The 14,672-nt window shown below is 42.2% G+C and carries 14 protein-coding genes and 1 pseudogene; 3 read left to right on the forward strand and 12 right to left on the reverse strand.

Annotated features, from left to right (window positions below):
- Window positions 1-11: 11 nt before the first annotated feature.
- Window positions 12-842 carry a spermidine synthase gene (speE, locus tag NST39_RS18180; protein ID WP_003214614.1) on the reverse strand — a complete coding sequence of 277 codons (831 nt, stop codon included), beginning with the start codon at window positions 840-842 and terminating at the stop codon, window positions 12-14.
- 224 nt (window positions 843-1,066) lie between these two features.
- Here speE and NST39_RS18185 point away from each other — a divergent pair, with 224 nt between their 5' ends.
- Window positions 1,067-3,136 carry a transglycosylase domain-containing protein gene (locus NST39_RS18185; protein ID WP_341029669.1) on the forward strand — a complete coding sequence of 690 codons (2,070 nt, stop codon included), beginning with the start codon at window positions 1,067-1,069 and terminating at the stop codon, window positions 3,134-3,136.
- A 124-nt stretch (window positions 3,137-3,260) separates the two neighbouring features.
- Here NST39_RS18185 and NST39_RS18190 read toward each other — a convergent pair whose 3' ends face one another.
- Together NST39_RS18190 and NST39_RS18195 are read right to left on the reverse strand one after the other, a co-directional pair.
- A complete protein-coding gene (locus NST39_RS18190) occupies window positions 3,261-3,779 on the reverse strand; it encodes a YwhD family protein (RefSeq protein WP_065097836.1) in 519 nt (172 codons plus the stop codon).
- Between the two features lie 12 nt (window positions 3,780-3,791).
- Window positions 3,792-4,448, reverse strand: a complete 657-nt coding sequence (locus NST39_RS18195) for a site-2 protease family protein (protein ID WP_223251196.1) — start codon at window positions 4,446-4,448, stop codon at window positions 3,792-3,794.
- 113 nt (window positions 4,449-4,561) lie between these two features.
- Between NST39_RS18195 and NST39_RS18200 the strand changes: the two genes are divergently transcribed.
- Entirely contained in the window at window positions 4,562-4,747 is a 186-nt protein-coding gene (locus NST39_RS18200; RefSeq protein WP_106029520.1) for a 2-hydroxymuconate tautomerase, read from the forward strand.
- Between the two features lie 49 nt (window positions 4,748-4,796).
- Here the strand turns inward: NST39_RS18200 and NST39_RS18205 are convergent, their stop codons facing one another.
- From NST39_RS18205 to NST39_RS18220, 4 genes are all read right to left on the reverse strand, one after another.
- Window positions 4,797-5,609 carry a zinc-dependent metalloprotease gene (locus tag NST39_RS18205; protein WP_065097835.1) on the reverse strand — a complete coding sequence of 271 codons (813 nt, stop codon included), beginning with the start codon at window positions 5,607-5,609 and terminating at the stop codon, window positions 4,797-4,799.
- A 225-nt stretch (window positions 5,610-5,834) separates the two neighbouring features.
- Window positions 5,835-6,335, reverse strand: a complete 501-nt coding sequence (locus tag NST39_RS18210; protein ID WP_065097834.1) for a YwgA family protein — start codon at window positions 6,333-6,335, stop codon at window positions 5,835-5,837.
- A 30-nt stretch (window positions 6,336-6,365) separates the two neighbouring features.
- Window positions 6,366-7,667, reverse strand: a complete 1,302-nt coding sequence (locus NST39_RS18215) for an HD domain-containing protein (protein ID WP_007497716.1) — start codon at window positions 7,665-7,667, stop codon at window positions 6,366-6,368.
- A gap of 170 nt (window positions 7,668-7,837) precedes the next feature.
- A complete protein-coding gene (locus NST39_RS18220; RefSeq protein ID WP_003215259.1) occupies window positions 7,838-8,059 on the reverse strand; it encodes a DUF1450 domain-containing protein in 222 nt (73 codons plus the stop codon).
- A gap of 238 nt (window positions 8,060-8,297) precedes the next feature.
- Between NST39_RS18220 and NST39_RS18225 the strand changes: the two genes are divergently transcribed.
- A complete protein-coding gene (locus tag NST39_RS18225; protein ID WP_065097832.1) occupies window positions 8,298-9,098 on the forward strand; it encodes an RsfA family transcriptional regulator in 801 nt (266 codons plus the stop codon).
- Window positions 9,099-9,132: 34 nt separating this feature from the next.
- Here NST39_RS18225 and NST39_RS18230 read toward each other — a convergent pair whose 3' ends face one another.
- From NST39_RS18230 to NST39_RS18250, 5 genes and pseudogenes are all read right to left on the reverse strand, one after another.
- Window positions 9,133-9,366: a DUF5970 family protein gene (locus NST39_RS18230; protein ID WP_113767824.1), complete on the reverse strand. Its 234-nt coding sequence runs from the start codon at window positions 9,364-9,366 to the stop codon at window positions 9,133-9,135.
- Window positions 9,363-11,639 (reverse strand): glycosyltransferase, encoded by a 2,277-nt coding sequence (locus tag NST39_RS18235; RefSeq protein ID WP_265208734.1) that lies wholly within the window; start codon window positions 11,637-11,639, stop codon window positions 9,363-9,365. The genes NST39_RS18230 and NST39_RS18235 overlap by 4 nt, the downstream gene beginning before the upstream one ends.
- 103 nt (window positions 11,640-11,742) lie before the next feature.
- Window positions 11,743-12,229: pseudogene (locus tag NST39_RS18240) on the reverse strand (tetratricopeptide repeat protein).
- A 28-nt stretch (window positions 12,230-12,257) separates the two neighbouring features.
- Window positions 12,258-13,103 carry a lipoate--protein ligase family protein gene (locus tag NST39_RS18245; RefSeq protein WP_341029675.1) on the reverse strand — a complete coding sequence of 282 codons (846 nt, stop codon included), beginning with the start codon at window positions 13,101-13,103 and terminating at the stop codon, window positions 12,258-12,260.
- A 164-nt stretch (window positions 13,104-13,267) separates the two neighbouring features.
- Window positions 13,268-14,671, reverse strand: a complete 1,404-nt coding sequence (locus NST39_RS18250) for a glycoside hydrolase family 1 protein (RefSeq protein WP_341029677.1) — start codon at window positions 14,669-14,671, stop codon at window positions 13,268-13,270.
- Window position 14,672 lies beyond the last annotated feature (1 nt).

The raw sequence follows: 14,672 nt of genomic DNA on the forward strand, positions 1-14,672 counted from the left end.
CTTCGCTTGATTTATTTGATTAAGTCGCTCACAAATTTCGGCAGAACGAATGCCGCTTTGTGCAATTCTTTTGTGTAATATTTCGTGTCAATATCAAAGAAACGGCTGTCTTCTACAGCAAGTGGATCATATTTTTTTGAACCGATGGTAAATGTCCAAAGACCACTTGGATACGTTGGAATATTTGCTGTATAAAGCTTCGTGATTGGGAAAATCTCTTTCACATCACGCTGTACATTTGTAATCAGCTCAGGTGTGAACCAAGGGTTGTCCGTTTGTGCCACGAAAATACCGTCTTCTTTGAGTGCTTTTGAAATTCCTGCGTAAAATCCTTTAGAGAACAGGTTCACAGCTGGCCCAACTGGTTCAGTTGAGTCCACCATGATGACATCATACTCATTGTCAGCTTCAGCAATGTGCATAAAGCCGTCTCCGACTTTGACATCCACACGAGGATCGTCTAGTTTTCCAGCAATCGAAGGAAGGAATTTTTTCGAGTATTCGATGACTTTGCCATCAATATCAACAAGTGTCGCTTTTTTCACACTTGGATGCTTCAGGATTTCACGAATGACACCGCCGTCTCCTCCACCTACGACGAGAACATTTTCCGGGTTTGGATGAGTGAAAAGAGGAACATGTGCCACCATTTCATGATATACAAACTCATCTTTCTCAGACGTCATCACCATACCGTCTAAAAACAGCATATTGCCAAACTCTTCTGTTTCCACCATTTCTAAATGCTGAAAATCTGTTTGTTCTGTGTGAAGGGTTTTGTTCACCTTCAAAGTAATACCAAAATTCTTCGTTTGCTTCTCTGTATACCAAAGTTCGCTCATTGTCCATCTTCCTCTCATCCAATAATAAACAAACATCTATTGTTAGCGCCTTTAACGGCTATGACTATATCGATTGTCCAAGAAAAAAGTATAGTGGATTCATATCAAATTGTAAAGAACTGCATGAGTTCTCTTCAATTTTAATGCACGCTCTTGCAATCATTTGTTTAAAACGGTTTTCTTTGTTCCATACTGATAAAAAACCGTCAAAATGGGGGCTTTGCATGGACACAATCATGAGTAATAAAAAAATCCGCATGACCGTGAAAACGATTCGAGCCTGTTTTTTTATTGGCTTGCTCGCTTTTCTATTTGCAGGCACTGTCTTTTTGACGATTCTTTTAATAGCCAAATGGCAAGGCGCCCCTTCTGTTCAAGTTCCCCAATCTACGACGATTTATGCAGCCGATGGTTCAAAGCTTGGAGAATCCAGCTTTGGAGAAAAGAGATATTGGGTGCCCTTAAAGGACATGTCCCCTCATATCAGGCAGGCAGCTGTAGCTGTTGAGGATAAAACCTTTTATGAGCATCATGGCTTTGATGTGAAACGGATGGCGGGTGCTGCAGTGGCTGATATTCGTGCCATGGCTAAGGTGCAAGGCGCTAGCACGATCACCCAGCAATATGCACGAAATCTGTATTTAGATCATGATAAAACGTGGAAGCGGAAGTGGAATGAAGCCTTTTACACGATTCGCTTAGAGCAAAACTATACAAAAGATGAGATTTTAGAAGGATACTTGAACACCATTTATTATGGTCATGGAGCTTATGGCGTGGAAGCAGCGTCCCGTCTGTATTTCGGAAAAAAGGCAAAGAATTTAACCCTCGCCGAATCTGCCTTACTTGCCGGTATCCCAAAGGGCCCTTCTCTCTACTCCCCTTATGTGAATGAAGAGAAAGCCGGCGCAAGAAAGAATATGATTCTGAGGCACATGCAAGAGGACGGCATGATTACGAAAAAGGCAGCCGCTGAAGCCGCGAAAGAAAAACTGTCCTATCGCCCTTTGCAAAAGAAGCAGCTGCAAGCAAAGCAAGCCCCGTATTTTTATGATGATGTGATTCGTGAGTTGAAACAAAACTTGGGGTTAACTGAGGAACAGATCGAAACCTATGGCCTTCATATCCAAACGACTTTAAATCCAGAGTTACAGAAAATTGCTGAGAAGACGTTAAAAAGCACAATCTATTCGAAATCAGACATCCAAATCGGCTTTACCGCTATCCATCCCCAAACTGGTCATGTACTCGCCCTCATTGGGGGAAGAGATTATGAGAAAAGCCCATTCAACCGGGTGACACAAGCGAAAAGACAGCCCGGTTCAACAATGAAGCCTCTTCTCTATTACATTGCCTTGCAAAATGGGTTTACACCAGCAACCGTCATGCGCAGTGAAGAAACGGTTTTTGAGCTCGATGATCAAGGAAGCGGTGCTGCTTATTCACCAAGCAATTATCATGGCTATTACGCCAATGACGGCATTACGATGCTTCAAGCCTTGGCGCTGTCTGATAATATTTATGCCGTGAAAACCCATCTATTTTTAGGAATGGAGCAGCTTGTACGTGCTGGCAAAACATTTGGCATCAACGAAAAACTAGATCAGGTGCCATCACTTGCCCTAGGCACGTCTCCTATCAAACCAATTGAAATGACCAATGCTTACGCAATGCTTGTCAATGGTGGAAAACGAGTCAAACCCACCTTTATTACAAAAGTAACGGATGCTAAAGGCAACGTGCTTTTTGAAGAAAAACAAAAACGAGAGCAAGTCTTAGATGAAAAGGCAGCCTTTGTCACCACCGACATGATGTCAGGAATGTTCAATGATCAGCTAAACGGCTATACGAGTGTCACAGGCCGCACCATTATGAAGGATCTCACGCGAACATACGGAGGAAAATCGGGAACGACAGGAGCCGACAGCTGGATGATCGGCTTTTCTCCCCAGCTCGTCACAGGTGTGTGGACGGGCTATGATAAAGGGCGTACCATTGACTCGGTCGAAGAAACAGCCTATGCAAAAAAGATATGGGCATCCTTTATGGAATCAGCCCTCTCCAAACAGCCAGCGTCCTCCTTCATGCCGCCAGACGGCGTAAAAGGTGTGTATATCAATCCAAAAACCGGCGATCTCGCAGGCCCAGGATGTGAATCAAAGGTATTCACCTATTTTATAGAAGGAACAGAGCCGACAGGTGTGTGCTACGGTGCTGAGGATAAATCATCTGAGCAAGATCCAGTTCAAGATCAAAAGCCAAAGAAATGGTGGGAAAAGTGGCTGAAACGTTAAAAAGGACATGAAAAACCCCGAGATCTGCATCTCGGGATTCTCCATGTCCTAGCTTTAACACCAGTTTACTCAAAAATCAGCTGGAATTGGTAGCAATTCGCCATTCTTCACAAAAATTTCACAATTATTCAGGGACAGCCAATCCTTCTTTTAATTCATCTGTAGATGCTTCCCATAGTGCTTCATTATGACTCTTCAAGAAATCAGCCAGCACCTTTTTCGATACATCATCCATATGACTGACGACGATATTTCGCTTCATTGATTTATCCATGAAATTCACATGCTCTGGAAGCGACTTATACCCGCGGCGGATTGAACGGTCGACGGTCATTTCGCAAGCCGTCACACCCGCATAATAAGGGCCTTCTTCTCTGCGGTCAATGGTCACCCATACGAGCCAATACGGCTTTCCGTTCGGTACCTCTTCTTTTGTTTTCAAAAATTTAATGCCTTTTTCGACGGCACTTCTTGCATGCATCGCACCAATATCAATGACAGCTTCCTTTTCCTCTACGTCAATGATCACCGGCGAAATGTTATCTAGGCTGAGCGCACCCGCTCCAAAGCCTCCGTGTCCGTCGGTTGCATCTGTTTTTTTAATGATGTTAAAACCAATTGGTTTCTTCTTTTTACCTTCCATTCATTAAACCTCCTAAAGCAGCGGCTTCAAAATAAGATTAAACCATTGAATGATTTGATCCCGCATTCCGATCAATGGACCAAAAACAAACTGTCCTAGCGGCGTGATCACGAATATGAGAAAAATAATGATCCCATATTGTTCGAATTGCGTCATTTTCGCCCGGATACGGGGGCTGACGACGTCCTCAATAATACGATACCCATCCAGCGGCGGAAGTGGCAATAAGTTAAATAGGAACAAAATGACGTTCAAGTTAATAAATATCCGGAAGAAATGATCAACTCCCGGCTCAAAGCGCATGAGCGACTCCCCGCCAAACTTCTGAAGAAGTACGTACACGAAAAAGCCTAGAAACGCCAACACTAAGTTACTTAAAGGGCCAGCAATCGAGACGCAGATTCCTGCTAAGCGCGGGTTTTTAAAATGGTAACGATTCACCGGTACAGGTCTCGCCCAGCCAAACCCAGCCACAAAGATCAAAATCGTCCCAAATACATCAAGATGCTTCAGTGGATTTAATGTGAGTCTCCCTTGGTTCTTAGCTGTCGGGTCTCCGAAACGATACGCAACATATGCATGCGCCAGCTCGTGCATCGTAAATGCAACAACAAGCGTAATGGCGACATATGGAATGAGTTCTAATGGATACACAAGAAATTGGTTCAAAGGCATGAATCCCTCTTTCTTTCTATACAATGATTTACTTCATTCAGTATACTATAAGAAGTCCCTTAAACTAAAGGGAAGCGTAGCATGAAAGGAAAAAGGAGGTTTTCGCATTGCCGATTGTCACCGTACAAATGCTTGAAGGAAGAACAGACGAGCAGAAAAGAGCTCTTGTGGAGAAAGTCACTGATGCTGTTGTTGAAACAACAGGCGCAGGTGTAGAAAAAGTCTCTGTCATTATTGAAGAAATGAAAAAAGAACACTATGCCGTAGCAGGAAAGCGAATGAGCGACCTGTAAGCATAAAAAAAGGACAAGCACATAGATGTTTGTCCTTTTTTCTCTTATTTTATCTGTACCACGCTTTGTTACGGTTCACTTGATTTTTATGAGCCGCATCAAAGAAATCGACTGTGTAGGAATAATCATAATTCATTAAGCAGACAATGCCGCTGCCTTGAGGGTCATGCGGTAAGCCAAAGTTATGGCCGTATTCATGCGTAGCCGCTTTTGCTGTATTCGCTGTTCCTTGATCAAGGTTGACGGCGAATGCACTTCCGCGCGGTGCACTATTGTATACATAAGCGATTCCGCCCGCATCAAAGTTTGGATTTGCTGTAAATCCAGTGACAAAATCGTATCCTCTGCCATCAAAGCTGCGCGAAAGGTTAGATAAGATTTGCTCTGCATTTGATCCAGAAGATGTCCAAGATCCTACTGCTTGTACGACAAAGTCCACATCATGATCACGGTTAAAGGTGACGTCCGCTTGCTCGATGATGCTGACAATTCTCGTCTGCCAGTCACTATATTTCGCACGATACTGCGCATCTGCTACAGCATAGACCGTTACTTTTTGACTGCCTGTACTTGCCTTTGTTGAAATAGAATCTCCTGTATTCGCCTTAAAGGTTCTAGAGCCTACCTGCTTACCAGACTCATCTAATACCTTTGTTGTCACATCTCGTTCAATTGGAGGTGCTTTCGTCAAATCTTTAAAATCGTTTGCCTTTGGCAACCCCTCACCAATATGTGTTTCGAACGGCGCATGACCATGATCATGCCCATGACCAGCACTCGCGACTGGTGCTGAAGCTGAACTTACTCCCGGTAACAAACTACCTACCAATAAAAATGACAAAAAGACTGAACGCTTTTTCATTCCTATCCCTCCTTTGATTTTCACAAAGTTATATATTCACTGAAAATTCACTTTTTTCCTTCTATTCAGTCAAAAACAGGGAATTAGATACACAGGAAGAAAGTCGAAATACGTCATATTCACTAATTTTCCGGATCCTTCAGCACACATTTCATCGAAAAATAGCGCTTTTGGTCTGGGTCTTACAAAACAAAAAAAAGCCCTAAATGCTGGGCTTTTGCGAAACTAGTTCAATTCCTTCAGCTGACCAATATAAGCAAGAGCATCCTCAAATTCTTCGTCCGTATAGCGCTGCTTGCTTTTAATGGTGAAGACCTTTTCCTTTACCTCATCTTCTGGCAGATCATCAAAGTATAAAATCGTAGAGACGAGCTCTAGGAAACGAGACGACTGCTCGTTCATCTGCTTCGTCAGCACTTTGAGGTCAGGCATGTCCACTTCACACTGATCGAGAAACTCTTTCCCATTGTCCGTCAGCGAATAGCGATATTGATAGTATCCGCCTTTTTTTTCCTTCATTTCGTCCAAGAATCCAAGGTTGCACAGCTCTTCAATTCTGAGCGTCAACTCCTCTGAATAGGGGCCATAAAAGTGAAAATCGTATTTCTCGTAAAAAGGCAAATCTAGCTTTTTTGCTATGTAAATCATCTTTTGCAGCTTCTTCCGTCCAACGATTTCCCCGGATTCAGAGAATACCTTCATCAACTTTGCATGCTCTTTCAACAAATTCCCGACATCTCCTTTTTCAGTACTTCCTTATCCCAATCCAAGCAGCTTCATGATTGCCTTCTTTTCTTCAGCTTTTTCCGACATATCTACAATTAAGTCCATCGGGAAATAAAGTTTATGATCGGTTCTTCGTTTACCGGAAATGGCATCAACAATATCTGACTGTCTCGACAGCTCTTTAATATGACCACTTTGCGTCAAAAGGTGGATCGGCAGTCTCTCTTCTTCCTCCCCTGGTCTGTAGAAGTCGTATGGCAAGTCAGAGGAAGAGTCGACGACTAAATAATAGTCAGGATCAATGCCTGCCTCCTTGAACAAGGCGGTCAGCTTGAAATATTTCGTCATTTCTTCATTCGGATTAAACTCTGTATATTGGAACAATCGGCGGTTCATAAAACGGCGGCACAAATCAGCCAGCACGTGATCTTCTTCGTCTTCCCACGCCTGAAAATAAAATAAGACAATGGATTCATCCAGTTTAATATAGTCCTCTGTGGTGACATTCCCCTCGAAAATCGAATAAAAATGAACAGGGGCATGCGTGAAAATATAGCCCGTTTCATGCAGCTCTTTTGCACGGTGGAGAATTTTCGTTAAAATGACTTCCGCACTGCGTGTCACTGGGTGGAAATAGACTTGCCAATACATTTGATAGCGGCTCATAATATAATCCTCGACCGCATGCATCCCGCTCTGCTTCATCACAATCTGATCTTCTCTCGGACGCATCACGCGCAAAATACGCTCCATATCAAAATGGCCGTAGCTGACGCCTGTATAGTAGGCATCACGCTGCAAATAGTCCATACGGTCGGCATCAATTTGACTTGAGATCAAACTGACCACCTGTTTGTTTTGATACGTCTTGGCAATCACTTCCGCCACATGCTTCGGGAAATCATCACTCACCCGGCGAAGCACTTCATTGACTTCGGTTTGCCCTAAAATAATATCTCTTGTAAACGATTCATGATCTAAGTGGAAGACCTTTTCAAAGGAATGAGAAAATGGTCCATGTCCGAGGTCATGAAGCAAGGCCGCACTCAGGACAAGCTCGCGTTCTCCCTCATCCCATTCCGGCCGTCCTTTGAATACATCATCCACAATCCGTCTCACAATCTCATATACACCGAGTGAATGATTGAAACGGCTGTGTTCTGCACCATGAAACGTCAAATAAGTGGTTCCTAGCTGTTTAATTCGGCGCAGGCGCTGAAATTCTCTTGTTCCTATTAAATCCCATATTAATGCGTCCCGTACGTGAACATAACGGTGCACAGGATCTTTAAATACCTTTTCCTCAGATAATTTCCCTTTTGGATACGCCATCGTTTCGTCCCTCTTTTTTTAAGACGTGTTTCTATTATATCGGGTAACTTTTCCCGAAAACATCCTTGAATTTGCTCGTGAATGTGTTCTCAACCATTGCACGGACGTAAAAAGCCCGACCTGACAGGGACGGACCTCTTTTTAGGTCGACTGAACACATTCAGTGACATTTATTTGACTTTTTTTTGAACCTTTTCGAGTAACTCATCTTCTGTTGGTGCGGATAATGGGCGATTGTTCACAAACGCAAAAGCCTTTTTTCGTCCTGGACCACAATAGGATTGACAGCCAATTTCAATTTTTGCATCAGGGTCAACCGATTTGAGTCGAGGCAGCAACGTCTTTAGGTTCGTCGCATCGCAATCGTCACATACGCGAAACTCATTAGCCATGGTCTTACGCTTCCTTTCAATGATGAACTTCATTTTATATGAAACAGTTGGACAACCAAGAGTCTTAATATACCACCCAACATTGTACATCGAAGCGGCTGGACTTGCAAGACGCATTGTAAACGCCGAAGCATGCTCACATAAAAGCTAGTATTTTCCACTATCCTTTTAGCAAACTTGTATAAACTTTCTTGAACTTGGCTAATCTAATACCATCAAATCATATGGGGGTTTAAACATGTCAAAACAAAGACAAGATGCTTGGTCAGAGGAAGATGATCTTCTTTTGGCAGAAACCGTCTTACGTCACGTCAGAGAGGGCAGCACACAGCTGAATGCGTTTGAAGAAGTAGGAGACAAGCTAAATCGCACCTCAGCGGCATGCGGTTTTAGATGGAATGCTGTTGTGAGGCATCAATATGAAAAAGCGTTAGCCCTTGCCAAAAAACAAAGAAAACAACGGATGCGCGCACTTGGCAATGGCCAGCCTGCAAAGAAACGATTACTCTATCAGCCCCAAGTAGAAGAAACAGTCACGCAAGAGGAATTCTCACAGGAGCTGGAACCAGCGCAGGAGGAAACGTTTGCACCAGCATCTGAAACAGCCGAGCAGCTCCAATTTGTAGACCAAAGCTACAATGAAGAGTTAGCTAGTTTATCACATTTATTGTCACAGGCTTCTCATGTCGTAGAGAAAAAGCCAGAAGCCAATCCTTTTAGGCAGCAACAGGAGTTAACCATCGAAGATGTCATTGATTTCTTGCGCCGCTATGAAGGCGATGGACAGCAATCGTCTGCCTTACGCATGGAAAACAGCCGGTTAAAACGAGAAAACAACGAACTTTCACATAAAGTCACACAGCTAGAAGCAGAAGTGAAAAAGCTTGAAAAGGATCAACTCACCATTCAAGAAGATTATGAAACACTTGTCAAAATCATGAACCGTGCAAGAAAACTAGTTTTGTTTGAAGAGGATGACACTGCCGCTCCAACCTTTAAAATGGACCGAAACGGCAACCTCGAAAAAATGGCAGAATAACAAAAAGTGCTCCCCATCTGCGGGAAGCACTTTTTTAAATGCCCAAAAATAGCATCACACTAAATAGGACATTAATCAAAAAGACAAACATAAAAATATACCTGACTTGTCTCACCTGAAAATCACCAAATATAAAAATATAAAGACCTGCGATGCCAAGTGTCAGTACAGGCTGAAGAAACGGCACCAAAAGCGAAATGCCGTAGCCGGCTCCCATGATAACAGGAAGCCATAGTAAATAGAGGTAACTGCCGTTTTTGGATTTCAAGAAACCACTCCCTCTCTTTCTTCTATCTGCTTGATTTCAGGTTGAATAAACTTGAGTCCGACAATTGTGCGGCCGCGCCTTTTTGAAGTCCAAACGGCAATTGCCGGCTGATCTGTCAGAGATTCTGCGTCAATGGTGATCAGCACTTTCTCATTTAATTCAATTGAAGCTTCAGACTCGATTTTGCATCCAGATAAACTAATATCATGTATGTTCACCGGCACCTTCTCTTCTAACCGGCCCTCATAGGACAGCGTCCCTGCCACACCTTGCAAAGGCCTTCTCATCCATTTGCGCTGCAAGGCCTTTGGTACCTTCCTCGTTTCTCTTACAAAGCGGAGAAATGTCCGAACAGCATAGGATTTTTTCTCACGATCCGTTATCGATACATGCTCTCGTGTGAATAGGAAGCGGATCAGTGATAGATACTCTGATTTTTGTGTGTCAGTAAAAGCAACACCAACCATCAGCTTGTCTTCCTCTGAATAGCTCCAGACCACGTCACACGCCACACTTTCATCCTCTGTAAAGAATAATTGCTTTTGTCCTTGATAAAGAGAAGAAGCTTGATCCAATGGAATGGATAGACGCGCACCTGAATCACTCATATCTAGTAGAAAACAAGCAATCGACTGATCTTGATGATCAGAACGAAGCTGCCCCCCTTTTTCAATGATAAATCGCTCTGATTTCCGATAACGCGGACGGTCAAACGCCACAAGCAGTGCCATAAATAGACCTGCACCGTTATACATCACCCAAAATATATTAATCAACGTGAGATCAGCATTCATCGTCCCATTTACCTTCACATCGTATCCTATTTTCACTAGGACAAGCAATGAGAGCAGCAAAAAGATCAAATGGGGAATCATCGTTTTCAAATGAAAATGTCTTTTGTCCGTTTGAATTCCCTTTGGTGTGACAAGAAATTCCACTCTCTTTTTGAAAAACAGCTCACTTAAAGCCACACCAGCCAGGTGGAATGCCATAGAGCTTTCATAAATATGACTCCAAAACATGCTTCTTTTTTGATTCGACACCAGTTTAAATGCTAAATAGGAACTAAAGAACGCCGGCAGCCAGAACATGAAAATGGACTGGAAATCTGCCCAGAAACTTTGAATACCAAACAATAAAAACAAAATCGGCGTGAGAATGTAAATCATTTTAAACAAACCGTTAAACCAATACACAATACCATCTAAATAAAGAACTCGCTGCATAAGCGTTAAGCCGCGAACCTTCAAAGGATTAAACTTACGGGCACACTGAATGTTCCCTCTCGACCACCGATCTCTCTGCTTTAACAAATCAAGCCAGCTTTCAGGTGCCAGACCGACGGCTAATACTTCTCCGACAGATACAGATTTGAACTTGCCTTGGAGAAGCATTCCTGTCGCCATGTCTTCTGTAATCACCCCAGTAGCAAATCCGCCAATTTCATCTAAGGCGATTCTTCTAAATACAGTATTACTACCGACATACATCACAGCATTAAACCGATCCTTACCAGCTTGGAGGGTTTGCATGAAGAAGTCCTGCTCATTTGGAATTCGATCCTTCGAGAACATATTATATTGGAAAGGATCTTCGTTATAAAACGCCTGTGGAACTTGAACAAACGCCGTCGCTCCATCATGAAAGTAAGGCACTGTTTTTTCTAAAAACGAAGGAAGGGGGACCATATCCGCATCAAGTGTAAGAATCAGCTCCCCATTCGTTTGAGACATCGCATGGTTTAAGTTACCCGCCTTCGCAAACTTGTTATCTGTTCTTGTCAGATAATGAACACCAAACTCAGAAGCAAGCTGCTCTACAGACTCCCGCTTGCCATCATCACATAAATAGATGTGGACTTTGTCCTTTGGATAAGAGAGATTCACACAACCTGCAACAGTGCGTTTCAGCACTTCAATTGGTTCATTATATGTAGCTATGAAGATATCAACTGTTGGCAGCCTGTCAAGATCACTGATCATGACTTGTTTCCGATTGGAAGGCTTCCAAACAAGTGTATAAAACACAAGCAGCTGTAAAAACCCAATGCATTCACAGGCAACAAGCAAAATACCCATCACAATATTAAAAGTACCTTCATGCGGCAGTGTAAAGAAAAGACGCCAGCAAATATAGGCGGCATTTGTTAACACACAGAGCACAATGACGATTTTTTTAACAGTAGTGGCCATCGGCTGAATACGATACATCACATACAACACAGACAAAACGCAAAGCATAAACAGCGGGTAATACGTGGTGAATAATGACAATACATTTTCCTTCTTTCTTACGTCATAAAAGACTATCGCATATAAAACTACATAACGAAGGAGGGGATTCTTTCATTACAGTGCCCCTCCGTTTCTATATAAATCATTTCCACAATCTATCTAAACTGATTTGAATAAAAATCAATCGCTTTTCGATAACTCAAAATAGCAGGATCGTTTGTCGTCTCAGTTAAACAGTTCAGTAATATTTCCATCGCTTTGCTATGTTTTTTCAAATTATACAAAGTCATGGCATAGAACGTTTGAATGGCTTTGTTGTCCGGATAAGTTTCCATCCCTTTTAGGAATATCTGTTTTGACTTTTCATATTCTCCCAAAGTTCTGTATGTACTTCCTAACCCTAGTAAAGCGTCTTCTAGTTCTTCTGAAGACAATCCTAACTCAATGGCTCTTTCATAAAAAAAGACAGCTTGCCTTTCCTCTCCTAACGAGTCATAACTCCAGGCACATTGATAATGAATAGAGGCATCGTCTGGATACTTCTCTACAAGATAAGAGAGCATTTCATTTGATTCTTGAAGGTGTCCACTTTTTCGAAGTTCAATGGCTTTCTCAAGCTTCGTTTCCATCACTTCACCTCTATGCTTTTCAAGATTTTTAAGAGAACACCTTTTCATTCCGCTCAATCATCCGCGTCATGTTTTTTTCAAAATCCAGCTGTTCTTCTGCGTTTAGTCCTGACGCTGTCAGCTGATCACTGAGCGTTTGAAGCTCTTCTAGTAAAAGACGCATAAGAAGCGCACAATCAATTGGTTCTCCAGTTAATTCTGATAAAGACGCCATCGTATCTGGCTGTATATCAGGAAATACTGCCTTCACTTCTTGCCGTTTATCCTTTAAGGCGGCATCATAAAAACGGCGGATTAAGTCGGCACGTTCCCGCCCGCTTCCATCTGCACACAAATAAATTTGCACAGCAACTCCACCGCGTAATCTACGCTGAGAAATGCCTGCAAATTTCTTTCCATTGATGCTTAGATCATAACTGCCAGGACAATAAGAGCCGACAATCTCATAAGCTTCAATGTCCACCTCATACTTAGACAGCATCCGGCGTACCAATTCCACCATCGCATCATACCCGCGGTCAATATCAATGCCCTTCTTTTGTTCCGCAAAAATTAACGATACATTCAAGACACCTTCATCCAGCACCACAGCAAGACCGCCTGAATTGCGCACAATCACACGATAGCCCTCTTCCTCAAGCAGCTTCACACCATCTTGAAGAAATGGAAGTCTTGTATCCTGAATACCAAGAACAATCGTATTATGATGCACCCAAGAACGGGCTGTTGCTGGTGAGAGCCCCTTCCCGACCGACGCACAAAGCGTATCATCCATCGCAAAGGATTGCTTCGGGTCCACATAAAGACCGAGGCTCGATTGATCTATGATTCGCCATTTCGGCTGTGTCAGTAACTCAATAGGTTCATTTTTCATGTCCTGCATATCCTCTCGTTCATAAACTGTGTTTATTATAACATGGGATGAATGGAGGGAGAATGAGAGAGACTTGGTGATGTGGAAAAAGGTCGGTTCACAGTTGAAACTATCATTCATGACTAAAAAGACTCCTGCCAAGGGCAGAAGTCTCTGAACTTATGTTAAAGGTTGGCACCATTGGTCTCTATATTTTGTTGATACCAATAAAAACTGTCTTTTTTTATTCTTCTTAAATCTTTAAGATCTGTTTCATCACGGTTAATATAAATCAAACCGTATCGCTTTTTAAACCCGCTTCCTGTACTAACGACATCAAGTAAAGTCCACAAGCCGATAATAGGAACACCGTCTTTAATCGCTAGTTTCATCTGAGACAAATGGTCCTTCAAATATTGAATTCGATAGTCATCTCTAACTTTTGAATCGTCTTCTAGTACATCAGCTGTTCCCATCCCATTTTCTGTCACCATCAATGGAAGTCTATACCTGTCGTATAACGTGTTAAAAGCGAACCGGAACCCCTTCGGATCAATTTGCCAACCATACTCAGTGGCATCTAGATAAGGATTTTTTACATATCTGAAACGGCCCGGTACAACAAGATTTAAGATATTAACATAATCGGTATTTTCCACATCTTGCGGACAATATTCAGCTGCAAATGTTAAATAATAATTAAAAGCCAAAAAGTCGGGTTTGTTCGCCTTAATGACTTCCATGTCCCCTTCTTTGATATCCGGCTGCCAATTATGTTCACATAAATAGTCCCAATAATACTTCGGATACTCTCCAAACACATGAACATCTGCTAAATAATGATTGTAAAGGTTATCTGCATCACGAGCTGCCAAAACGTCCTCTGGTTTACTAGTTGCAGGATAAGAAGGAAGATAAGCAAATGCCGGCCCAACTTTTGCGTGCGGACAAATTTCACGACAGGCGGCGATAGCACGGTGTGTTGCTACAAACATATGATGATTCATTTGGTGCCGAATTTGTTCACGTTTTAAAGGATCTTTTTCCTTAATTCCAATAAGTTTTTCTTTTCTAAGCATCAAATTCTGTTCATTTATGACTAGCCAGTAATTTACTTTCTCTCCTAATTCGGTTAGAAGAATACGTGCATACCTTTCAAAGTCTTCTACACATTGATAGGAATGCCAGCCATCATATTGGTCAATCAGTGCTTGAGGTAAATCAAAATGATACATTGTCGGTATAGGTTCAATTCCATTTTTAACCAATTCATTAATTAGTTTCTTGTAAAAATTTAGACCTAATTGATTAGGCTCTTCATCATTTCCATTAGGAAAGATTCTTGTCCATGCGATGGAAAAACGATATGATTTTAAGCCTAATTCAACCATTAAAGCGACATCTTCAACCATACGATGATAAAAGTCACTTGCTACTTTTGTGTCAGCTTTTGTCGTTGATGACTCTAATGATTGCATATCAGCAATGGATAAACCTTTTCCATCTTCATTATACGCTCCCTCCACTTGAAAGGCAGATGTAGACGCTCCCCAGAGGAATTCTTTTGGAAATTCATTCAATTTCTTCATA

Source organism: Bacillus sp. FSL W8-0645 (genome assembly GCF_038007905.1).
GTDB classification, from domain to species: Bacteria; Bacillota; Bacilli; order Bacillales; family Bacillaceae; genus Bacillus; species Bacillus pumilus.

What these genes read in the sequence shown, in the direction of transcription:
- speE (WP_003214614.1), bottom strand. Translation starts at nt 842, where the DNA reads ATGAGCGAACTTTGGTATACAGAGAAGCAAACGAAGAATTTTGGTATT.
- NST39_RS18185 (WP_341029669.1), top strand. Translation starts at nt 1,067, where the DNA reads ATGGACACAATCATGAGTAATAAAAAAATCCGCATGACCGTGAAAACG.
- NST39_RS18190 (WP_065097836.1), bottom strand. Translation starts at nt 3,779, where the DNA reads ATGGAAGGTAAAAAGAAGAAACCAATTGGTTTTAACATCATTAAAAAA.
- NST39_RS18205 (WP_065097835.1), bottom strand. Translation starts at nt 5,609, where the DNA reads ATGAAAAAGCGTTCAGTCTTTTTGTCATTTTTATTGGTAGGTAGTTTG.
- NST39_RS18215 (WP_007497716.1), bottom strand. Translation starts at nt 7,667, where the DNA reads ATGGCGTATCCAAAAGGGAAATTATCTGAGGAAAAGGTATTTAAAGAT.
- NST39_RS18220 (WP_003215259.1), bottom strand. Translation starts at nt 8,059, where the DNA reads ATGGCTAATGAGTTTCGCGTATGTGACGATTGCGATGCGACGAACCTA.
- NST39_RS18225 (WP_065097832.1), top strand. Translation starts at nt 8,298, where the DNA reads ATGTCAAAACAAAGACAAGATGCTTGGTCAGAGGAAGATGATCTTCTT.
- NST39_RS18245 (WP_341029675.1), bottom strand. Translation starts at nt 13,103, where the DNA reads ATGAAAAATGAACCTATTGAGTTACTGACACAGCCGAAATGGCGAATC.
- NST39_RS18250 (WP_341029677.1), bottom strand. Translation starts at nt 14,671, where the DNA reads ATGAAGAAATTGAATGAATTTCCAAAAGAATTCCTCTGGGGAGCGTCT.